The organism is uncultured Desulfobulbus sp. (genome assembly GCF_963662935.2).
In the GTDB taxonomy this organism is placed as follows: domain Bacteria; phylum Desulfobacterota; class Desulfobulbia; order Desulfobulbales; family Desulfobulbaceae; genus Desulfobulbus.
The window spans coordinates 1,227,422-1,248,300 of sequence record NZ_CAXXTL010000002.1 but is presented as its reverse complement, the minus strand read 5'-3'; the positions used below and the strand labels follow the sequence as shown (position 1 = coordinate 1,248,300).

General features: G+C 55.9%; 17 protein-coding genes. 3 read left to right on the top strand and 14 right to left on the bottom strand.

All coding sequences use genetic code 11. The annotated features are described in order from the left end of the window. Nucleotides 1–48 precede the first annotated feature (48 nt). Nucleotides 49–252, bottom strand: a complete 204-nt coding sequence (locus tag ACHZCX_RS09835) for a hypothetical protein (RefSeq protein ID WP_394708784.1) — start codon at nt 250–252, stop codon at nt 49–51. A 155-nt stretch (nt 253–407) separates the two neighbouring features. On the opposite strand from ACHZCX_RS09835, the gene ACHZCX_RS09830 reads away from it, so the two are divergent. Beyond that, nucleotides 408–1,778 (top strand): OFA family MFS transporter, encoded by a 1,371-nt coding sequence (locus tag ACHZCX_RS09830; RefSeq protein WP_319587061.1) that lies wholly within the window; start codon nt 408–410, stop codon nt 1,776–1,778. Nucleotides 1,779–1,912: 134 nt separating this feature from the next. On the opposite strand, the gene ACHZCX_RS09825 is transcribed toward ACHZCX_RS09830, so the two are convergent. The 11 genes from ACHZCX_RS09825 to ACHZCX_RS09775 form a co-directional block, all read right to left on the bottom strand. Then, nucleotides 1,913–2,677 (bottom strand): protein phosphatase 2C domain-containing protein, encoded by a 765-nt coding sequence (locus ACHZCX_RS09825; protein ID WP_319587060.1) that lies wholly within the window; start codon nt 2,675–2,677, stop codon nt 1,913–1,915. A gap of 53 nt (nt 2,678–2,730) precedes the next feature. Further along, the gene (locus ACHZCX_RS09820) at nt 2,731–3,264 is read right to left on the bottom strand and encodes a hypothetical protein (RefSeq protein WP_319587059.1); all 534 of its coding nucleotides are present in this window, start codon (nt 3,262–3,264) and stop codon (nt 2,731–2,733) included. An 86-nt stretch (nt 3,265–3,350) separates the two neighbouring features. Next, nucleotides 3,351–4,748 carry a serine/threonine-protein kinase gene (locus ACHZCX_RS09815; protein WP_319587058.1) on the bottom strand — a complete coding sequence of 466 codons (1,398 nt, stop codon included), beginning with the start codon at nt 4,746–4,748 and terminating at the stop codon, nt 3,351–3,353. Beyond that, nucleotides 4,748–7,366, bottom strand: coding sequence for an FHA domain-containing protein (locus ACHZCX_RS09810; protein ID WP_319587057.1), 2,619 nt, complete (start codon nt 7,364–7,366; stop codon nt 4,748–4,750). Before ACHZCX_RS09810 ends, ACHZCX_RS09815 begins: the two co-directional genes overlap by 1 nt. A 129-nt stretch (nt 7,367–7,495) precedes the next feature. Beyond that, nucleotides 7,496–8,650, bottom strand: a complete 1,155-nt coding sequence (locus ACHZCX_RS09805) for a VWA domain-containing protein (RefSeq protein ID WP_319587056.1) — start codon at nt 8,648–8,650, stop codon at nt 7,496–7,498. Between the two features lie 43 nt (nt 8,651–8,693). Beyond that, a complete protein-coding gene (locus tag ACHZCX_RS09800; RefSeq protein WP_319587055.1) occupies nt 8,694–9,014 on the bottom strand; it encodes a hypothetical protein in 321 nt (106 codons plus the stop codon). Then, complete coding sequence (locus tag ACHZCX_RS09795; RefSeq protein WP_319587054.1) at nt 8,992–10,464, bottom strand: hypothetical protein; 1,473 nt, start codon at nt 10,462–10,464, stop codon at nt 8,992–8,994. The genes ACHZCX_RS09800 and ACHZCX_RS09795 overlap by 23 nt, the downstream gene beginning before the upstream one ends. A 19-nt stretch (nt 10,465–10,483) precedes the next feature. Next, on the bottom strand, nt 10,484–10,807 hold the full coding sequence (locus ACHZCX_RS09790; RefSeq protein ID WP_319587053.1) for a hypothetical protein: 324 nt from the start codon (nt 10,805–10,807) through the stop codon (nt 10,484–10,486). Nucleotides 10,808–10,830: 23 nt separating this feature from the next. Further along, nucleotides 10,831–11,430, bottom strand: a complete 600-nt coding sequence (locus tag ACHZCX_RS09785; protein WP_319587052.1) for a hypothetical protein — start codon at nt 11,428–11,430, stop codon at nt 10,831–10,833. A gap of 91 nt (nt 11,431–11,521) precedes the next feature. Beyond that, nucleotides 11,522–12,274 carry a hypothetical protein gene (locus ACHZCX_RS09780; protein WP_319587051.1) on the bottom strand — a complete coding sequence of 251 codons (753 nt, stop codon included), beginning with the start codon at nt 12,272–12,274 and terminating at the stop codon, nt 11,522–11,524. Nucleotides 12,275–12,641: 367 nt separating this feature from the next. Further along, on the bottom strand, nt 12,642–14,513 hold the full coding sequence (locus tag ACHZCX_RS09775; protein ID WP_319587050.1) for a sigma 54-interacting transcriptional regulator: 1,872 nt from the start codon (nt 14,511–14,513) through the stop codon (nt 12,642–12,644). Between the two features lie 479 nt (nt 14,514–14,992). On the opposite strand from ACHZCX_RS09775, the gene ACHZCX_RS09770 reads away from it, so the two are divergent. After that, nucleotides 14,993–16,930 (top strand): phosphoenolpyruvate carboxykinase (GTP), encoded by a 1,938-nt coding sequence (locus ACHZCX_RS09770; protein ID WP_319587049.1) that lies wholly within the window; start codon nt 14,993–14,995, stop codon nt 16,928–16,930. Between the two features lie 198 nt (nt 16,931–17,128). Here ACHZCX_RS09770 and ACHZCX_RS09765 read toward each other — a convergent pair whose 3' ends face one another. Beyond that, complete coding sequence (locus ACHZCX_RS09765) at nt 17,129–19,021, bottom strand: transketolase C-terminal domain-containing protein (protein WP_319587048.1); 1,893 nt, start codon at nt 19,019–19,021, stop codon at nt 17,129–17,131. A gap of 303 nt (nt 19,022–19,324) precedes the next feature. On the opposite strand from ACHZCX_RS09765, the gene ACHZCX_RS09760 reads away from it, so the two are divergent. Beyond that, the gene (locus ACHZCX_RS09760; protein WP_319587047.1) at nt 19,325–19,618 is read left to right on the top strand and encodes a hypothetical protein; all 294 of its coding nucleotides are present in this window, start codon (nt 19,325–19,327) and stop codon (nt 19,616–19,618) included. A 24-nt stretch (nt 19,619–19,642) separates the two neighbouring features. Here ACHZCX_RS09760 and purU read toward each other — a convergent pair whose 3' ends face one another. Then, nucleotides 19,643–20,524 carry a formyltetrahydrofolate deformylase gene (purU, locus tag ACHZCX_RS09755; protein ID WP_394708823.1) on the bottom strand — a complete coding sequence of 294 codons (882 nt, stop codon included), beginning with the start codon at nt 20,522–20,524 and terminating at the stop codon, nt 19,643–19,645. Nucleotides 20,525–20,879 lie beyond the last annotated feature (355 nt).

Sequence of the window (20,879 nt, the reverse complement as noted above, 5' to 3'; positions counted from 1 at the left end):
TTCGTGGGAATGGGTCCCATGGCACCTTTGCGGGCACTCCCGAAGAAATCAATCTTTTTTCTGTGGGATGAAGAAGACCTGCAGCCCTCCAACACCTCGACCTTGAGTAGGTGGGATCGCCAGCATCTGCAGGCTGTACGGGATGAATGGCGCGTCATTGTTTGGCGCCCTTAAACGACGGGCGCGTAAAAAAAGGGTTAAAAACGCCCTAAACCCCTTGATTTTGTTCGTTGACAGCACTTTCCTTCTCATTTATAGTCACCGCTACATTGAGCCAGGGGCCTGTGAATACACAGGCAAGCCCAAGAATATTCAGCAAAAAAGGAGGAGGGGGAAACTAACTAGAACGACGAAGTACTCATCGCAGCATGCAGTTCAATAAAACTCAAAAAAGGGGGAGTGCATAAATGTCACAACAAACTACTTTTCCAAGGTGGATACCATTACTTGGAGGTCTTTTAGGCAGCACCACTTGCGGTTTACTGTTGTATGCGTTTAGTGTTTTCATCAAACCTCTTCAGACGCAGTTCGGTTGGACTGTTCCTGAGGTTGCCATGGCGTATGCTCTCATCTGTCTGATCTTCGGACTGGTGACCTTTCCTGCTGGGCGTTTGAGCGATAAGCTCGGTCCGAGGAACGTCGTTCTCATCGGTGGACTTGTCATGGCCTTCGGGTTTTTCATGGTCTCCACCATCACCCCGCCCGATCCTGCCGTGGTTGCCGCTGGTGGCCAGGCTCTCCAGGATGCCAACAGAACACCGCTCTACTTGCTCTATCTCTATTATGGCGTCATCTGCGGTTTAGGCGGTGGTTGTGTCTATCTGCCACCCATTGCCACTGCACCGAAATGGTGGCCTGATCGCCGCGCTTTGGCGACCGGTTTCACCGTTGTTGGTCTGGGCCTTGGCTCTTTCATCATGGCACCGCTGGCCACCTGGATGATTACCTCGCCAACCATCGGCGCCGGTAGCGCTCTTCCCGTTTTTAAATATGTCGGCATGGCCATGGGCCTCATGGTTGTTATGGCCGCTCTCTGTTTGAAAGTACCGCCGGCCGGTTACAAGCCCGCAGGTTGGAATCCGCCTGCTGCCGCCACAGGAGCTGGTGCTCCCAAGGTAACCCGCGATTACACCTATGAAGAGACCAAGGGTACCGCCCAGTTCTGGCTGCTGTGGGTTGCTTACTTCTGCGGCTCCTTTGCTGGCCTCATGGTTATCGGGCTCATCGCCAAGCATGGTATCGACGCCATGTCCTTGATAAAAAAGGCGGAACTTGGTCTCGCTGTTGCTGACAAGTTGCCCGCCGATGCGGCCAAGACCATTTCCATGGCTGCAGCTGGTGCACCCAGTGCATTGGCGATTACAAACGCCCTGGTCCGCATCCTGATCGGCCCGTTGGCTGACAAAATCGGTACCAAAAAAATCTTCATCACCCTGTTCATTATTCAAGCAGGCGCCATGGTTGCTCTCTTTCCGGCGGGCAACACTGCGACCTTGCTGGCCCTGTGTGCCGCTGTGATCGGTTGGAACTACGGTGCGATGTTCACCCTGTTCCCGGCCACTCTTCTGCAGTACTTCGGTCCGACCGCTCAGGGCTCTAACTATGGTCTGCTGTTCACCGCCTGGGGTGTTGCCGGTTTCTGCGGTCCTTACCTCGGTGGTAAGATCCAGGCCACAACCGGTTCCTTCTTCATCCCGTTCGTGATCTCCGCCTGCGTTCTGGCTGTTGCGGTTATCATCCTGATGACCTTGAAGGCGCCTGAGAAAAAACACGCATAATTAGTCCACAACACGCTTGAGAAAAAAGGGCGTCTCGCTTTAAGCGAGACGCCCTTTTTTTATCCAATTGACTCAACCTGGCCCTGGCAAAGGTGAGGTTTTGTTTTCTCTCTCGCCCGAAAGATCAAGGGCATCTACGATTGAATAGATAGGACAATCGACGTGATGTTGTCATGGCCGCCGGCCTCGTTGGCCAAATGAACGAGCTGCTCGACGAGTCGACCGATATTCGTCTGTTCGCTTCGGAGGCACTGGGCGATCTGCGTATCTGATACCATGCTGGTCAACCCATCGGTACAAAGGAGCAGTTTATCACCATGTGCAAGAGTGAATGATGTGATTGAGGGGAGGACGGTCGGTTCGGCGCCGACCGCCCGAGTGATGACGTGACGCTGCGGCGACCGTTCGGCTTGGCTGGCGGTCAATGCCCCTTGTTCATAGAGTTCATTGACCAATGAATGGTCGCTTGTAATTCTAATCAATTCGTCGTTGTGCCAACGATAGATCCGGCTGTCACCGACATGGGCTGCCAGGGTTGTGCCATTGCTGCCAAACTGCACCAGGGCCAACGTGGTTGCCATGTTTTTTCCCAGAAGCATCCGGTATTGGTAAGTGTGGCTGTTGACGGCGGCGATAATCGCTTCAAGATGGCTCTTCGCATCGCCATCGTCAAGAAAAATTGGGGCAGAGCAGAGGTCCTTCAGGTGTGCCAGAGCCGTACTGCTGGCGATATCACCGGCATCTAGGCCGCCGAGGCCATCGGCTACGGCGAAAACTCCGGTCTCGGGAAGGATCAACAGGTTATCTTCATTGCACCGGCGAACGCGCCCTGGATCGGTCGCCCCGGCATAAAACACCTGCGAGTCGAGAACCCGGCAATTTCCTTCTACAAGTTGCACCTGTCACTCCACCTTCTTAAAAGAAAAAGAATGCCAGGAAGAAAACATGATCCTCAGCGAACCGTAAAGGAGCGTTGGGTGCTCCGGGTCTGACCCTGGGCGCTGATGAGGAGAGTCACGGTGTATTTACCCGGTTGCGCCCCCTCGGGGACGGCAAAGCTCAGGGTGTTTTCCCATGTGCCGTTCTCTTTTTCGCTCGATTCGTCCTTCAGCACCGTTAATTCCTTGCCGTCCCTGTTCAGGGAACTTTTTTCCCGTATCGTTACCCCCTTTTCGGGGGTGCCCATGATCATGTATCGCAGGGTCAGCGTAACCTGCTCACCTTTGTGGACCTCCGTAGGCGCCAGTGTGGATCGTTGAATTTTGAGGGCAATACCGCTCCGAGGTTCCGAGGCAACGGAGCGTTGGCTGGTTGGCTCTGCATAGGTTGTGGGGCGTCGGCCAGGCAGCCCTGCTGAAATTCTGCGGGTTGTATGCCGGATTGACCTGCCGAGATCGTTAAAAAAAATCTCAACCTGGCTTCTTGGTTTTTCTTGCGTCGCTACGTACCCGGCGCCGGCACCGGCTGCACCGGCAGTGAGGAGCAAGGGGGCGGCGCAGCCACTTAAAAGGTAACTTGCGGTAACAAAAAATGCGGTGAGGAATTTGCCTGACATGGTTTAGGGGGGAAGGGTCAGCGGATTTTGCGGGAGCTATTTTCGACCACTTGCCACTCGTTTTTTGGGGCTGGTTCACTCCGATCCGCAGCCGCCATCGATTCGATACTCTTTTTCTGCTGCCGCCCGCTCTCGACCGCATCCAGAGCGGAGTTGATTTTGTGCTCCCCTTGGTCGGCCAACTCGGTCGTGGCAGGAGGAATAGTTTTGGGTTCGGCCACCGTGACGGCCGTCTCGCCGGACGCATTCAATACGGAATTTGGTTTCCCGGTGAAATGGTTCTGCACCAGGTACCCTGCCAGGATAAGCAGCAGCACGGTGGCAGCATAGAGCCATGTACGCCGAAATTGCGGTACTCGGATTTGCTTCCGGTTGCGGCCTTGGGCCGGATTGAGCAGGGTTGCCTCGGGGATGCCAGGCACAGGGCAATCGCCATGCTGGGCGATCATGGTGGCTTCTTGCACAGCGATATGCTCGGGCAGCACCGTCTCGTTGTCATCGAGTTCCGCGAGGGCTGCAATAAAGCGCTCGGCATCCTGATACCTTTCGGTTGGTTGTTTGGCCAGGGCCGTGCGCAGGACCACGTGCAAGCCCGCTGGAATGGTGTGCGGGAGCGTCTTCAGGGCAGGTTGCTGCACCAAATGTCCGGAAAAAATTTCGGTCATTGTTCCGGTAAACGGCGGCTGCCCGGTCAAGAGCTCATAGAGAATAATGCCGACCGCATAGAGGTCTGAAGCCGGACAAACCTCGCCAAAAGTCTGGGGATCAATCCGTTCCGGGGCCATGTACACGGGGGTTCCTGGTCCCTGGGTTCCCAGGGAAGTCAGCCGGGTCATGGTGTCGGACTCTATTTCCGCCCAGGCAATGCCGAAATCGGTCAATTTTGCCAGATAATGGCCGTCGGGTTGTAACTGGAGCAGGATGTTCGAGGTCTTGATGTCGCGGTGGACAATGTCGCGGTGATGGATGCAGGCCAGGGCTCGCAATAACTGGCGGACAATGTCGAGGGCCTTGTTGAGCGGGAGTCCCCTTGAACTGTTGGTCGCGGCCAATCGGCCGGCAAGGGTCTCGCCGGCGAAGTACTCCATCACCAGGTAGATGTGGCCGTTTTCCTCGACGGTGTCATAGAGGGTGACAATATTGGGATGGGCACCGATGGCGGCATGCAGCCGGCATTCCCGCTTGATCCGGGAACGGATCTCCTCGTTGTCGCTCAGCTCCGGACGAACCGTCTTGACGGCCACCTGGCGGGCCAGCACCAGGTCCTCGGCCAGGTAAACATTGCCCATGCCACCTTCGCCAAGGGGGCGCAATAAACGGTATCGACCGGCTATCAGCCCGCCATCGTCGCTAACAAGGACCGGAGGCGGTCCGGCAATACTGGTGTCGAGAAGGGTTTGTGAATCGTTCAACATTATCGGAGATCCCGGTATTTCAGGAATCCTGCACAGAAAAGAAGCCAGAGAATGGATTGAGTCAACAGGACATAGCAACCACTATAATAAACGGTTGGGCCGAAGTCAAAACCAATCACCTGCCGGACATAGGCGGGAATCCATTGTACGCCGGTCCCTGTGAGCGAGTCGAACAGCGCAGTGCAGACCATCTCCAACCCCCAGCGGGCTGGCAGCAGATCGGCCGCCCAGCGAAGTTCGTTGCCCATGCGTCCGTAAAAATCAGGACCCAGGCCGCCGGAGAGGAGTAACTGGGGGAGGACCACGGCGATGGCCAGCATCACCGAAAATCGTCCTCCGGTCGAATCCACTGCGCTGAGCAGCAGGCCAATGGCCACCGAGCTCCAGGCAACGGCGACCATGGTCAGCCAGATGGGGACAAAGGCCGTCTGCCGCAGGATGGGATGCAGCCAGCAAACGGCAAGAAAGACCAGGCATTGCAGGGCTGTCATCGCCAGGCAAAAAGGCAGTTTCGATCCCAAGTAGGGCATTATGTGGAGGTGCGACATCCGTTCCCGGCGATAAATGGATCGTTCCGTGGAGATTTCCAGGCAGGCGATAAGGGTGCCCGAGAACACGGCGGTCATGACGATCATCAACAGCACACTCATGGGGACGGGCAGGTTGGCCACTCCTTCGTGCCGCAGGCCATAGAGCAGATCGGTGGCGGACCGGGGGTCATAGGTTCCGGCCGGCGATAACAGGTGTTTGAGCAGGTTTTCCATGGCAACGCCGCCCCGGGTCATCGATTCCTGGATCGCGCTCTTTTGGGCACGAACCGCCTCATCGGCTACAACCCCGGTGATATGTTGTGACAGGGTGACCAGAGCCAGGGCCACTGGAATGAGGAGGAACAGCAACAGCCGTTTGATTGAACTGGCGCGGATGTGCAGATGTCGGTGGGACAGGATGAGCCAGGAACGGCATGATCCGCTGAGGGTAGCGGGCTGAAAGAATTGTCCGGCCACCGCCGCAAGCCAAAGAAGGCACGATCGAGGCCGCTGCTTCATCTGAGGCTGGACGGGGGCCTCTTCCTTTGCACGCAGAAGAGTCCGGGCGGTTATCGAGAGCCTCTTGTCGATGTTCTCTCGGTGGAAGGGGGAGTCACGATACAAGCGTGCAAGGCGGTCGGCAATTTCTTCTTGTTCATGGCCGTTGCTACGGTCGGCGGTGTTCAGCTGCTCCTCACCGGTGAGCAGGTCAAAGATCCGGGTCGGCTGGGTGAGGGGCCTGCCGTTTTCGCCGAAAAAGGTCAAGGCCTCATCCGGGGTGCCGAAAAAGACCAGTCGGCCCTGGGAAAGGATGGCCATTTTGTCGAGCAGGGCGAGGTTGTAGAGGACATGCGTGGTAATGACCACGGTGGTGCCGTTGTGGGCCATGCTGCGGAAGTGGTGCATCAGCCGGTCCTCGGTGCTGGGATCGAGGCCGGAGGTGGGTTCGTCGAGGAAGAGGAGACTGGGGCGGACCAGCAGTTCGGCCCCGATGGAAACCCGTTTGCGCTGGCCGCCGCTCAGTTGGTGGATCGGCGTCTGGCGGACCTGGCTCAACCCAAGGGTTTCGATGGTGCCTCCGACTATATCGGCCCGCTGTGCCGGCGAAAGATCGGGCGATAACCGCAACCGGGCGATGTAGTCAAGGCTGGCCTCGACGCTCAGTTCAGGGTGGAGGATGTCGTCCTGCGGCACATAGCCGATGGCGTTGCGGAACATGGCCGAGGTGCTGTCAAGGGGCGTTTCATCGAGCAGGATTCGTCCCCGGTCCGGCCGGGTGAAGCCGTTGAGGGTGGTGAGCAGGGTGGTCTTGCCTGCGCCCGAGGGCCCCAGGATGCCGACGAACTCCCCCGGCGCGATGGTCAGGGTGATGTCGTCGAGCAACAGCCGGGTTCTCTGGCCTCCGAGCGGGACGGTCCGGGAGAGACCGATGCCTTCCAACCGGACCGCCTGGCCGCATTCCCGCTGGCGGACGATGAGCGAGCCGTCAGCCCCCAGTTGAAAGCGGAGGTGGGTCGAACCGATGATGACGGTATCGGTGGCCGTCAGGTTGCCCTGCCGAAGGGCCTTGCCGTTCACCCAGGTGCCGTTGAGGCTGTGGTTGTCCACCAGGTACAGGTTACCGTTGCGGTTGGAGAGGAACGCGTGGTGCGAACTCACCGTCGGCTCGAAGGGGAGCGGCAGGTCGCAGTCCGGGGTGCGGCCGATCACCCACTGCTCTCTGGCGGCGAGGGTGAGGTGGCGGATCTCTCGGCTGCTGTGGTCTTGAAAGCGAAGATGGGGCGTGGTGGCGGATCCGAGTCCGATCAGATCACCGTCCAGTAATGCGACAGAATCGACAATCTTCCGGCCGTTGACAAAGACGCCGTTGGTGGAGTCCAGATCTTCGAGGAAAAAACGGTTCTCGCCAGCAGCAAGAATGCGAACATGACGTCGTGAGACGGTGGTCCCGGCGACCACGATGTCGCAGCAGCTCCCTTCCCGGCCAATGGTGACGCCTTTGGCGTCGATACAGTATTCCCGGTAGGAAAAGCCGGCATCCAGAGCCACCAGGTAGGCCAGACGATCTGGGGCGAGGGAATTGTGCACGGAAGATTCCATGGGTGCGTTGAGGAATCGGGGGAAAGGTCCAGCCTCCGGCCGCATGAGGAGCGGCAAGGAGGCTGGCTAAGGGTATTCAGGTTCGTGCCCGGTCAGGCGCGGATGGAACGGAAAGCTTCAGTTCTTGCCGGTTGCCGGTGGGCCGCTGGTTGGCGCAAAGGGATTTTTTAGATAGAGTTCCTCGTCTTTGAGAGCGGGGATGACCTTGTCGATCTTCTGTTGGGCCTCGAGGATTTTGGGAAAGGTCGGCGGCTCAATGGCCTCGAAGGAAGAGGCGTCGTAGTACATGATGCCGCTGCCGGTCGGATATTCCACCCCGATTTTGACGTTGTGCCGTGCGCCGTCCACGGGAATATAGGCACGGAAGGTGAGCACGTAATCACTCTGCATGATGTTTTGAATATCCTCAATGCTGCGGGTTATGGTGTCGTAGGCCCCGCCGATGGGATAGTGTTTGCCAAAGGAATTTTTGGACAGTGCCTGAAGGTTACGCTGTTCCTTGGCCTCGGGTCCGGTGAAGCCGAGGGAATAGATCGGCGTCGGAATTTTCAGGCTGGAGATCCGGGTCATCAGATCGGAACGGTTGATGGCGCTGTCGTCGTCTCGGCCGCTGCTGAGTACGATAATCGAGGTGGAAACGATGTATTCAACATCACTGGAGGAATCGCCCCCCACAGAAGAGCTGGCCATTTGCATGGCGGCGGCTACACCGTCATAGAGGCGGGTTTTGTCACTGCGCGGCTGGAGATCAGCGAGCCGACGGCCGAGGATGCCGGGCTCTCGGTCGAAATTGGAGAGGACCGAATACCCCTCGCCGCTGTTATCCAGGGCGAGAATCGCTACCTGATCTTGGGCTCGCTTGGCGTCAATGAAACGGGCCGCTGCTCGAACCATGGCCTCGAAATCAGGTCCTTTCAGCAGCTTGTTGGTATCGAGAACAAGGATGGAACGGGTCGCTTCCTCCCGGCCACGAAGGGGTTGAATATGGTACTGCTTTTTCCGGGGATCGTAGGCTCGGCCTTCAACCATTACACCGATATTGAGCACATTAAGGTTAACCAAGGGATTCATCTCCTGGTCAAAGGTGCGCATGTAGACATGGACAAAAGGGTAGAGTGCTGATTCAACCCGGAAAATTTTCAGGCCGTACCCCTGGGGGCCAACCGCTCCTGTGGCGGCGTGGCCAATGTTGGCTGCCAGCACGGCGGCGAAAACCAGCGCCAGGATGACCAACTCTGCCGCTACCGGCCTTAATCTATTCCACCATTTCATACCCGACTCCTTTGGGTGCTCGTTACGCTGCGTTTCATTTTCTTTACATCTGGTGAAAGGGCTTGCCAAGATTGTTGACGCTTTTGCCACCAGGCCCTTTGTTCGAACTATAGACCGCTTTGGTTATACCGGTTGACGTATCGAGGATAAAGGCCCCGTAGCCGCCGCCCGCCTCCCAGGTGACGATCTGGTAGCGGCCCGTGCTGGAGAGCGGGACCGCGCTGTCCTCGCGCTGGTTGAGCACCGGCACGGTCAAGGTGGGCCCATCATTTTGGACCGCACCCATCAAGAGACCGATCAGCGCCGTAGCGAAGCCGCCGAGCAACAGACCCTTGGCAAAATTATTCGGCCATGCGTCTTTCATTGATCAGAGCCTCCGCTGAAGTTTTATTACCCGTAACCGACTGACTCCGCAACACCTGCGCGATATCGTCCCGCGGATTCTGCTGCTTGGCTATGGTGGGTTCTTTAGTGTCCGTGGCTGTCTTCTCCTTGTTCGTCTTGGCGACAGCCGCGGGACCGGTGCTTGTTTTCTCAACCGGTGCGGGCTTTGGCTCGGGTTTTGCCTCCGGTTTCTGCGTGGCGACCTTGTTGGCGGCTGGCTTATCGACAGCTTTGGCTGGCGCCGGCTTTGCCGGAGCGGCTGCGACTCTCTCCACTGGAGGACTGGACCCATTGATTGCCTTGGCCAGCATCTCGCGGCGATCGGAAACCTGTTGCAGGTTATCACCAAGCGAACTCCACAGTTCAACATAGAGCTCGGTGTCACTTGCGCCCTGAGCGGATTTATACCCAGGTTTGAAGCTGGCCAGCGCCGCTTGGGTTTGGTTGTCTATTTTGCCGGTGACCGGCACATTGTAGCCCTTGAGGTAGAGGCAGGTCTGCATCTCGCCTACTTTATCGTTCTGGCTCAGATTTCTGAAATCCTGCCTGATTTTATCCAGGACGACCTGATCGGGCTGCATGTTCGGAATCAGTTTCCAGTACGGCAGGTAGAGATACTTGCCGACAATCTGCAGGATACTGGTCTGGACCAGCAGACGAATGGCCGCATGCCGTCCCTGCACTTTCTTGACGGTGCCCTTGAGGCCAAAGCTCGGGCCAAAAATGGTGAAGCCGAGCTCTTTATCCGCCATTGCCTTGTAGACATTGATCGAGTTGACGGTTTGCATCCGGGCGACCCCGGACATTGTCCGGAAATCGAGCAGATTGAAATCCAGCGTGATCCGGGCGACGCTGTTCTGGTCTTCCTGATTGTAGTCGACCGAGATCGTATCGCCGGGGACCCAGGACTGGTTAACATTGAAAGGTTTGGTTGTGACTCCAAAATCGGTGTTGCTCCCCCGGGTCTCAAGTCCGCGATCGAATTCGGTGATGCCGCCGGAGAGGACGATGTCCGGGATGTATTTCCCCTGGAAATTGGAGTAACCGGTGACCATCTGGTTGTTGATGAAGACCGGGCTGTAGGGGATATAGACGACATTGCCGCCGATGGCGTTGAGCGCACTCTTGCTCATCTCGGTGATGTCGTGGGGGATCTCGCCGCTTGAATATTGCGAAAGCCCGGTGAAGTCGACAATGTCCTTGCCTTGGATAAACACCCGCTTGCCGTACACCTGGGTCATTTTACCCAGGTCGGCCAGGGGTTTATCAAAATTGGTCTCGGTGATCACCGGGGTGTCCTTGGGAAGGTCGACATCCACATTGCGGGGGTCGAGCTTCCCACAGGAGGTGAGGGCCAGGGCAACCAGCGATATCAACAGCAAAGAGCCCGGATGCATCCGGGCCCGCGATCTTTTTGGTAAACACAACATATTTGCTCCTCGACTTCGGTTACTCGGAAATGATCGTCTTGTCGCCCTTGGAACTGTCGATAATGATGATGTCGCCATTTATTTTCGCCCCTGACTCCAGGACGACGCTGTTGAGGAGCCCGTCTTTAGAGGTAACGACGTCACTGGACCCCGATGCTGTCTTACTCCTGGCGCGCTGCGTCAGGTAGGAGAAATTCTTGTTTGACTTGCTGATTTGGTCATACGACTGGACCGTATCGTCGATTTGAATGCCGTCATCCTGATCATCGGCCCAGCAGGGCGCGATGGGGGAAACACAGACACTCACTAACAAGAACATCAGGGGTACAGTGATCGTTCGCATCGTTATCGTCCTCAGAAACTTTGTCAGTCGGCGGCAACCACGGAATCAACAGCAACCTTGGTTTTGTTGCCCGAAATCGAGACAGCGACATTACCCAAGTCGGTTTTGGTATTCACATCACCCCGCTGCGCTTGGCTCAACTGAACCGATCCAATGTTCAGCTGGTTGTCGTTGCCGTCGATCACCCCGTTGAGGCTGCCTCCGGTGACTGAGGAGGTCACTGCACCGGCCTTGGAGTTTTGCATCATTACCGAACCGATATTGGAGGTGTTGTTGTTCCCCTGGACGGTGTTGCTGATGGATTCGGCCTTGACCGTATTGGACACCTTGCCGGCCTGGGAATTTTCCATGGACACGGAGGCGCTGTTCACGGTGTTATTGTTGCCATTCGCCGTGGCGGAAACTGTGCCGTTAGCCCGAACTCGGTTGGTGACTTCCTTGGCCTGGCTGCTTGTCATCTGGATGGAACCGGCATTGGCGACGTTGTTATTGCCCCCTTTGGCTTGGGCGTTGTACTCGCCCCCCTTCACCTGGTTTTGCGCCCGGATGCCGAGGAGATCGGCATGGCCGACAACCGGTATCGCAAGGAGCGCACTCAGGGTGAGCATGTGGATTACTTTCATTTTCTTTCTCCAAAAACAGATTGGCTTAGTGAGGAACCAGGGTTTTTCCCGTTGCGACGAGAGGCGCCGCAACAGGAAACTCGCCGTTGTCTTAGTTGATGGCAATGGACGCGGCGTTGGCCTGATTGTTGTTTCCACCCTCAACTGTGGAGGAAATGTTGCCGGTTCCTTCCACCTCATTGAGGACGCGGCCTTTCACTGCTGTTCCTCCCATCGAGATCGAGGCGGCGTTGGCGGTATTGTTGTTGCCTGCCTTGACCAAGCTGGTGATATTTCCGGTTTTGCTCACTTTATTCTCTACCGAGGCAGTGGCTTTTGAGGCGCCATTGAGCGAGATGGAGGCGGCATTGGCCATATTGTTGTTGCCGCCGCTGATGGTGCTGCTGATGTTGCCGGTGTTCTTGATTTCGTTACGGATACCAGCCTGCAACCCGCCCTGCGGATCGGTTTGTCCTTGGGTGGTTGTCGCAGCGGTGTCAGTGGTGCTGGCATCGGTGGTGGAAGCGGTGGTGTCAGCGGTATCCGTGGTGGAGGCGGTATCGGTAGCGTCTGTGCCGGTATTGGTGGAAGCTGTGCTGCTGGTAGCTGCGGTCGAACCCGAGGTCTGAGTGGTCGGAGCGGTGGCGGTAGCGGTCGAGGTCTGGGTTGCCGCGGTGTTGACGGTTATGATATTGGTGTTGGTATTCGTATTCGTGTTGCTGCTGGCGGTGGGTTGGGCGTTAAAGGTATTGTGGTGGATGGATCCGCCTTTTCGTTTGAATGATCCGGAAAGGGTATTGTCAGCATGGGCCACACCGGCGGAAAGGGCAAAAGCGATGGCAACGGCCAGAACAGTTTTTTTCATAATGAGTACCTCTTACGTATGGGTTTGAGTGATAGAAATAAGGATCAACAACTGTTGGCACCAGATTAGCAAAGGCAATGCCAGAAACGATACAGAGATGCGTGCCTTGTAAAATATAATATATTACAGGTAGTTATATTTTTGATGGCGAGAGGGGAAGGAGGGCAGGGGAGAGGAAGGGAAAAAAAGCAAAGGGGACAGGAGCTTTTCGTATGGAGAATGTCCGAGAATCGAACAGTCTTAAGCCGTCCTCTCTGTACTGTTGCGATTTTAAATGATTTTCTTGAAAAGAAGGGTTGTCGTAAAAACGGACAGTCGTTTACATCTTCTGTCCATTTTTACAACATCTGCATGGAATCGCTGAGGGTCAGGTCGAGATATCGTACTTCTTCATCTTCTGGTAGAAAGTCGAGCGAGCAATGCCCACCAGTGCGGCGGCATCAGAGATATTGCCGTCTGCCCGTTCCAGGGCCGCTTTGATGTGGTTCTTCTCGACTTCCTCCAGGCTGGGAAAAACCTCAAGCTTTGCTGGTTCCATGGCACCGAATTCCTCGGAAAGACCCAATATCTCCCGTTCTGAGATCAATCTTCCCTGGGATTGGACCGCCAATCGCAGCAGGACGTTGCGCAGTTGGCGAACATTGCCGGGCCACTGATACTGAGAGAGGAGTTGGAGGCCGCTGTCCGCAATCCGGGGTTCCTGCCAGTTGTATTCGGCGGAGAATTTTTTGAGAAAATAGTGGATCAGGGGTTCGATGTCTTCGACCCGTTCCCGCAGCGGCGGCACCTTGAGGGTAAAGCAGGAGAGGCGTTGGAACAGATCGTCGCGGAACAGGTTGTCGCGGATCATAGCAGCCACATCCCGGTTGGTGGCGGTGACTACCCGCACGTCGAGTCTGCGGGTTCGAGTGTCGCCCAGGCGGGTGATCTCGCCGTTTTCAAGAAACCGCAGCAGTTTGGGTTGCAGGATGAGTGACATGTCGGCCACTTCGTCGAGAAACAGGGTGCCGCCCTCGGCCAGCTCCAGCTTGCCCGGTTTGTCGATGGCCTCGTGGTAGGCGCCTTTTTTCGACCCGAACAGCTCGCTTTCAAAAATGCCCTCGGGGATGGCGGCACAGTTGAGGGGAATGTAAGTTCCTTTGCGCCCTGAAAAATTGTGCAGGGCAGAGGCCACGTGCTCCTTGCCGCTGCCTGCCTCCCCTTGGATAAAGACCGGTACATTGATGGCCGCAATGGTGCGGATATCTTCATAGAGTTTGACCATTTTCTCGCTGCGGACAATGGTTTCGTCCTTTGAGGCGAGCCGTGATTTCAGGGATTCACGTTCCCGGTGCATCCGTTGGCGGCCAGCGAGGTTATCGAGCAGCACGGCTCCGTGCAAGGCCAGGATTTCCAGGCTGCTCTGCTGGTCCGGATTGAATATTGCGGGCAGGTGATGATCGAGATAGACACAGCCGATGGCCTTACCATTCCGGATCAAAGGGGCGCAAAGCACCGATTGCGCTTGAGCTTTGCCCTTGCGGCTCTCTCCCCGTTCTTCACCGTCGATTCTGGCAGACCGGCAGCCGTTCATCACCTGTTGCACCACCTCCTGGCAGACCTCCCGGCTCTCCCGGCGTGGGTCGAAACAGTGGGTCACTGTATAGAGGAGTTCATTCTTTTCGTTAAGCAGGGCGAGGAAGCCCCGTTCCGCGCCAGCAAATTGCACGGCCTCGGCCAGGATCCTTTCTCCCAGAATCCCCTCCTCGTCAATCCCCTGTAGCTCAAGGAGTAAACGGGAAAGCGGGGCTGTCTGCGACTCTGCCGTCACGGGTGCGGCCAATGCTGCCAAGGGAAATGGCGCTGCGGCCGATTCCGGGTTGAAGAGAATGGTGGCTGAGTCTATTGGCCGCTGTGCCGCTGGAGGATTGTTGTCCTCGATGGCAAAGACCCTGGAAGGACGACTGTCTTTCCGCTCGTCAATGAAGGTGAAGAAATAGTTAAAGATCCGGAAGGTCATACCATGAAGGAGGTGAATCCCGTTGACCTTGCGTTCTTCTATCCATACGCCGTTGGTGCTTTCATGGTCAAAGAGCATGTACTCGCCGTTCTCCCGGAGGGCGATGGAGGCATGATGGCGGGAAACCTGCGGTGAAGCCAGGACGATGTCGTTATCGCTCTCCCTGCCGATGGTGACCGAAGAGGCAAATTCGACGACCCGGTAATCCTGGGCATCTTGGCAAACAATTACATTGGGCATAACGAGTCGGGGAGGTGGGTTTTCATCGGTTGAAGAAGGTGTTTATTGGACAATAGGGTCTGCCTACAATTTTTGAGCCAATACGGAGAGCATGGACCGACCGGAAAGGACTCGACATGGTGCAAGCATAGCATCGCGCGTCATTTTCGGCGATGGTTACAGTGGTCTGTCATTTGAAAAGCGTTCGTTTTTCCGGGCGACCAGAAACGACTTGAGCCCGTCGAATTCAATTTGGTTGCACAAAAGAGCTGCAACGTCTTGCCTGATCTCTGTGCAGATTTTACCTGTTCCAATGTTGTTTCGAGTCTGCCCACTCGCACAATCGACGGCAGTTTGGCAGGGAAAACTCAAAAAATCTGCATTCCTGTTTGCGAATTCCAAAAAATCGAGCTAGATATTATAATTTACAAACTTGTAAGCAACTGTACCACTACAGTTCCCCCATATTCAATTCAGAAAGGTAATCCCACGGAGGCAGGATGTTGGAGTTTAAAAAAGGCGTTGATATTTTATCAGCGGTTGGCGGCATTATGACCATTGGCGAAGCCAGAAATCTGTTCGAGCAGCAGCTCGACAGCGAACACCTGGGCCGGCTCGCCTTGATCACGAATGAAGAGGCACTGCTCAAGGTTGCCAACGCCATTGCCATGTGTGCACCCGACCGGGTTTATGTGCACACTGGCAGCGAAGAGGATTGCGCAATAGTCCGTCGGATGAGTCTGGAAAAAGGCGAGGAGAAAAAACTGGCCATGACTGGCCACACCATCCATTTCGATCTGCCCGAGGATCAGGGCCGCATGGTCGATCAGACCTTCTACATCTACAACGAGGATGAGCAGGTCTCGTCGCTGGCAAAAAAAGAACCGCGGGATCAATCGCATGCCTATGTCCGCGAGCATATGCGAGGCATCATGCAGGGCAAAACCATGTTTGTCGGTTTTTACAGCCGCGGCCCGGTGGGCGCCAAAGCCTCGATACCGGCCATCGAGATCTCCAGTTCCACCTATGTCATGCATTCGGCGGAACTGCTCTATCGCAACTGCTTTGCCGATTTCGACGCCGAGGTTGCCCGGCGGGGGGAGTTTTTCACCAATGTGCATTCCGAAGGACCGAACCGATCGGAGGATGTACCCAAGGCTCGCATATATATGGATAGGAGTTGGCAGACCACCTTTTCGACCTTCTGCACCTATGCCGGCAACACCCTGCTGATGAAAAAGGGCAACCACCGCTTCGCCTCCGACTGCGCCATGTACAAGCACCATGGCGAGGAACTGTCGGAGCACATGTTCATCACCGGCATGACTGGCCCCGACGGCCGTAAAACCTATTTTGCCGGCGCGGCTCCCTCGGGCTGCGGTAAAACCACCACCGCCATGGTTGGCAGCGATTTCGTCGGCGACGATCTTGCCCAGATGTGGATCGAACAGGACGGCACCTTGCGGGCGGTCAATCCTGAAATCGGCATTTTCGGTATCATCGAGGACGTCAACCTGGAAGGCGACCCTTACCTGATGAAATGTTTGCGCCAGCCCGGAGCAGAGGTCATCTTTTCCAATGTGCTGGTCGACGAGCACGGCAAACCGCGCTGGACCGGTGACGGGGACCCGCTTCCCGAGAAGGGCGTCAATTATCAGGGGCAGTGGACAAAAGAGATGACCGGGGTCCCTCTTTCCCACCCCAATTCGCGCTGCACTCTCAAGGCAGAGGCCGTGGGCAACCACAATAAGGCCGTCAATGCCGATCCCAACGGTATCGTTATTAAGGTCATTACCTACTCCGGCCGCGATTCGAATACCATGCCGCCGATCTGGGTGGCAAAAAGCATGGATGCCGGCGTGGCCATCGGAGCCTCCATCGTCTCCAAGGCAACGGCTGCCGAGATCGGGGCCAGCGGCGTCAATCGTCAACCCTGGGCCAACACGCCTTTTGTCGCAGGGAGCATGACCGATTACCTCGATGCCCAGCTTAATTTTTACGGCAACGAGAAGATGACCAGAAAACCGGTGCTGGCAGGCCTCAATTACTTCCTCACCCACGAGGCTCGCGGTGGCAATGGCAAGGGACTCCTGGGGGAAAAGAAAGATGTTCATGTCTGGCTGGGCTGGCTCGAGCTGTATACCCACGGTGATGTCCAGGCCATCGAAACCCCGATCGGGATGATTCCGAAATACGAGGATCTGGAAAAATTGTTCAACGAAAAGATCAACAAGGAATATCCCGAGTCGCTCTACACCATGCAGTTTTCCCTGTACATCGATAACGTGGTTGCCCGGATTGATTTGCAGGAAGCCGCCTGGCGCAAGGAGCAAGGAGTTTCTGGACGGCTTTTTGCCGTCTATGAGGAGCAAAAGGCCGGTCTGCTGGCACTGAAGGCTGCCAAGGGCGCGATTGTCAAGCCGCAGGAACTCCGCTAAGCTCACCCTTCAACTCAATTCCAATAAAAAGAGCCCTTTGCATTATTGCAAGGGGCTCTTTCTGTTTGAGTCTTGGTCAGTCGTCCTGCTCATCCGGGGATAAAAAAACCGGAGAGCTTTTGTCCAAAAAAGCACCTCCGGTTTATTCTTCGCCAGCAGACCTGAAGTCTGTAGCCGGGGTAAACTTGTGAAAAAGAATCAGCCCTTGAGCATCTGCATAACCTTGTCGCGAATCGCCTCGATCCCCATGCCCTGGTAGGGTATTTGTTCGGACAAACCGCCGGCACCGTCCTTCCAGGTTCCCATGTGACCGTATTTCGGCGCATAGCCTCGTTCGAGCAGCCAGCTGCCGTAACGGATGCCCAGGCCGGTTTTGCTGTTTTGGGTCTCCACGACCAGCACCATCGGGCTGGTCCCAGCTGTTGCAAGCATGGCTTCGTCCACCACATTAAGCACCGGCTTGTTGATCAGGCCGAGATCAATGCCTGTCTCCTTGAGCAGCTCAACCACATGGAGACAGCGATAGAGCATCTCGCCGTAGGAGACGATGTACCCATCACGGCCATGACGGATCACCTCGTCCTTATCCGGGCTGAAGACATAGCCCTCACCAAAGCATTTTTCGCCTTTCTCATCGAGGATGAAGGGGGTGCCTGAACGGGTGGAGTAGACAAAACGCAGGCCCGGATCGTGGAAGACCTTGGTCAGGATCGCCTTGAGCTGGAGGGCGTCGGCGGGGAAATAGAGCCGGGTCTGGTCATGCTCGGCCAGGCCGTTGTCGGCAAAGAAGTTGTTGATGCCGAAATGGCAGGTGTTGTCCGCCATGTCGTCCACCCCGGAGTGGGAGAAATGGGCGAGGACATTGGCCTGGTTGAGGCGGGCCATGGTGATTTCGGAGATCACCATCTCCTGAAAAGCGGCAAAGGTACCGACGATTCCCTGTTTGCCCGGCGCGGAACCGAATCCAGCGGCCACCGAGAAATTGTTGCGCTCCATGATGCCGCCGTGGATATACACTTCCGGGCAGTTTTTGCGAATATGGTGCAGGCCGCAGGAACCCTCAAGGTCGGAATCGACCACCAGCACCTTGGCGGCGGGATTCTCCATTGTCTTGAGAATGTCGCAGACGATTTTACCGAATTCGTCCCGGTTCTTGGCCGATTCGGCTGTGCTGCCGAGGTAGACGATTTTCTCGGCCTTGGCCGGTACCTGTTTGAGCATCGCCACTGCGGCAGTATGTCCCTTGGCGGTGAGATAGTCGACGGCCATGGCCACGGGGATGACGTCGTGGCCCTTGGGCAGCCCCTCAATGCCGACGACCCCAGGGGCCATTTTGCGTTTGATCACCACAGCTACAGGTCCCTTGGCGGCTATCGCCTGACGAATAGAGGCGAAAAGGAGGTCGATGTCCTCGCCGGCGCTGGTGTGGACCGCAAGGCCTTGCCCACCGAGGGTCCGTGCCAGATCATATCCCTGCATATAAGAACTCGGATGACCGGCGATCGTGACGTCGTTGTCGTCGAGCAGCAACTTGACGTTGAGCGAGCGAGCTACCGCATAGCGAGCTGCTTCGGCGTCATCGCCTTCCTGCTGGGAACCGTCGCTACCGAACATGAAAACGGTCTTGCCCGGATTCGCCTCGGCCACACCGTTGACATGGCTCCAAAGGTGCCCTAAACGGCCGGAGCTGAAAAAGATACCGTCCGCCTCATTACGCTCGGGATGGCCGTAGAATCCTTTGCCGAATTCCCGGTAATGGAGCAGGGCCTCGGGCTCTTTGTAGCCGTTGAGCACCGCCATGATATATTGAATGGCCACCCTATGGCCGGCCTCGTCGAAATAGACCGGGTAGCAGGCATCCGATCCTTTCATGAAGCCGTCGACGATCAGCAATTCGGGCACAATGTCGTAGGCCCCCCCGGTATGCCCGCCTAACCCCTTAGAGTTGGCCAGAGCGGTAAAAAAAACGAGGCTGTCGCGAACCAGATTGATGTTGGCCAAGAGAGTGGCGCGTTGCTCCGTCGTCAAGCTCTCTTGAGCCACGGAAAAACGCAAGGGTTGGTACGTCGACAAATCAATAGGAAATTTCATAACATATCCTGATGGGAAGAAGTTCTGGGAACGGCTTGATTAAAAAGGTGCTGGCATCCGTTCGCGGTCTTGAAAAATTATTGCACAGATAACAGAAATGCCAAAATCCGCAAGGATGATCTTGTTCTCGCGCCATCATCGATTCCCGGAGATTCCTCCGGACACGCCTACATCTTGCAGCCCTTTATCAACAGAGGTAAAAAGACAGGTCTGTTTCGACCGGAAAAAAAGCGCTTTCCTTGGCCAATTATCTGCCAAAACCGTTGCACATCTTTTTATCATCTCAGAAAATAAGAGAACAGTATGAAAACTATCTGGAAGTTTGACCTCACGCCCAACCGGATGCAAGCCATTCCCCTTCCCTTGGGCGCACAAATCCTCACCGTGCAGACCAAAGGAGACGATGCGCCGCTGATGTGGGTCCTAGTTGACCCGGACATGCCGTTGCAGGATCGGCATCTCGGCATCTATACCACCAATACGGCCGTCCCCGACGAACCGGGACGATACATCGACACCTTTTTCATCTACGAAGGCAGCCTTGAGTTCCACCTTTTTGAGATGGCGGTCCCACCACCCGGGGAGGATGGGTGTTAAAAGGCTAGCCGGATCGGAAGAGGCTCAGGTAAAAACCACGGTCCGATTCTGATACACCAGAATCTGGCGTTGCAGATGGTGCCAGATCGAGCGCGAAAGAATCACCTTTTCCAGATCCCGGCCCTTTCGCACCAGATCCTCCACCGTGTCGGCATGACTGACCCGGATGATGTCCTGGGCAATGATGGGGCCGGCATCGAGATCGGCGGTGACGTAGTGGCTGGTGGCGCCGACCACCTTCACGCCGCGTTCAAAGGCGGAGTGATACGGTTTGGCCCCGGGAAAGGCGGGCAGGAAGGAATGGTGGATGTTGATGATCCTGTTTTTATACTGGCCGACGAATTCGTCCGAGAGGATCTGCATGTAGCGGGCGAGAACGATGAGTTCGATCTGGTGGTCGGCCAGCAGTTGAAGCTGCGCCTGTTCCTGCGCTCTCTTGTTCTGGCTGTTGATTTCAAACAGATGAAAATCGATGCCGAATTGGCGGGCTACCGGTTCGAGGTCGGCGTGATTACTGATGATCAAGGGGATCTCAACCTCGATCTCCCGGGATTTCCAGCGCGAAAGAATATCGTAGAGGCAATGGGGCAGCTTGGAGACGAAAAGGGCCATGCGAGGCACCTCATGGGAGAAGTGCAACTGCCATTGCATCTCGTATTTCTTGGCAATCAAGGTGTCGAAATATTCGCCGATCTTGTCGTCCGGAATGATAAACCTTTCCAACTCCCATTCAATCCGCATGAAAAAGACCTTGCGTAGGGCATCGACGTGCTGGTCAAGAAAGGTAATGTTGCCGTTATTTTTGTAGATAAATTCACTGACGGTGGCAACGATCCCCTTACTGTCAGGGCAATGAATAAGCAGAATGGCGGAGGCGGGTTCTGTTGAGACAGGTATGGCGGTCATGGTGTCGAGGCACTGTTGGCCAGTATGGAAGAGGGTTGGAGAAAAAGCCTGGTTATGACCAAATGGAGAAACAAGTGCGCAAGATATATTTTTCATGTTGAATCCGCAAGCTGCGGCTGCACAATTTTTTTGTGCACCTCAAAAAAATCCAGCCGGAGGCATGGTGCGGACAGCTCTTGTTGCTTTAAGCAGCAGCGATTGACTTTTTCGGAAGAGGGATAGAGTGCGGCCCCAAACGAGCATCCGGAGGAACGCACTTTCCGAACATGTTCGGATCTTACTGAAAAAAATATTGATTTTTCTGTTCCCAGTCTCGGCTTGATCCGAGGTATGCTCCTCGAGAAGACGGATAAAG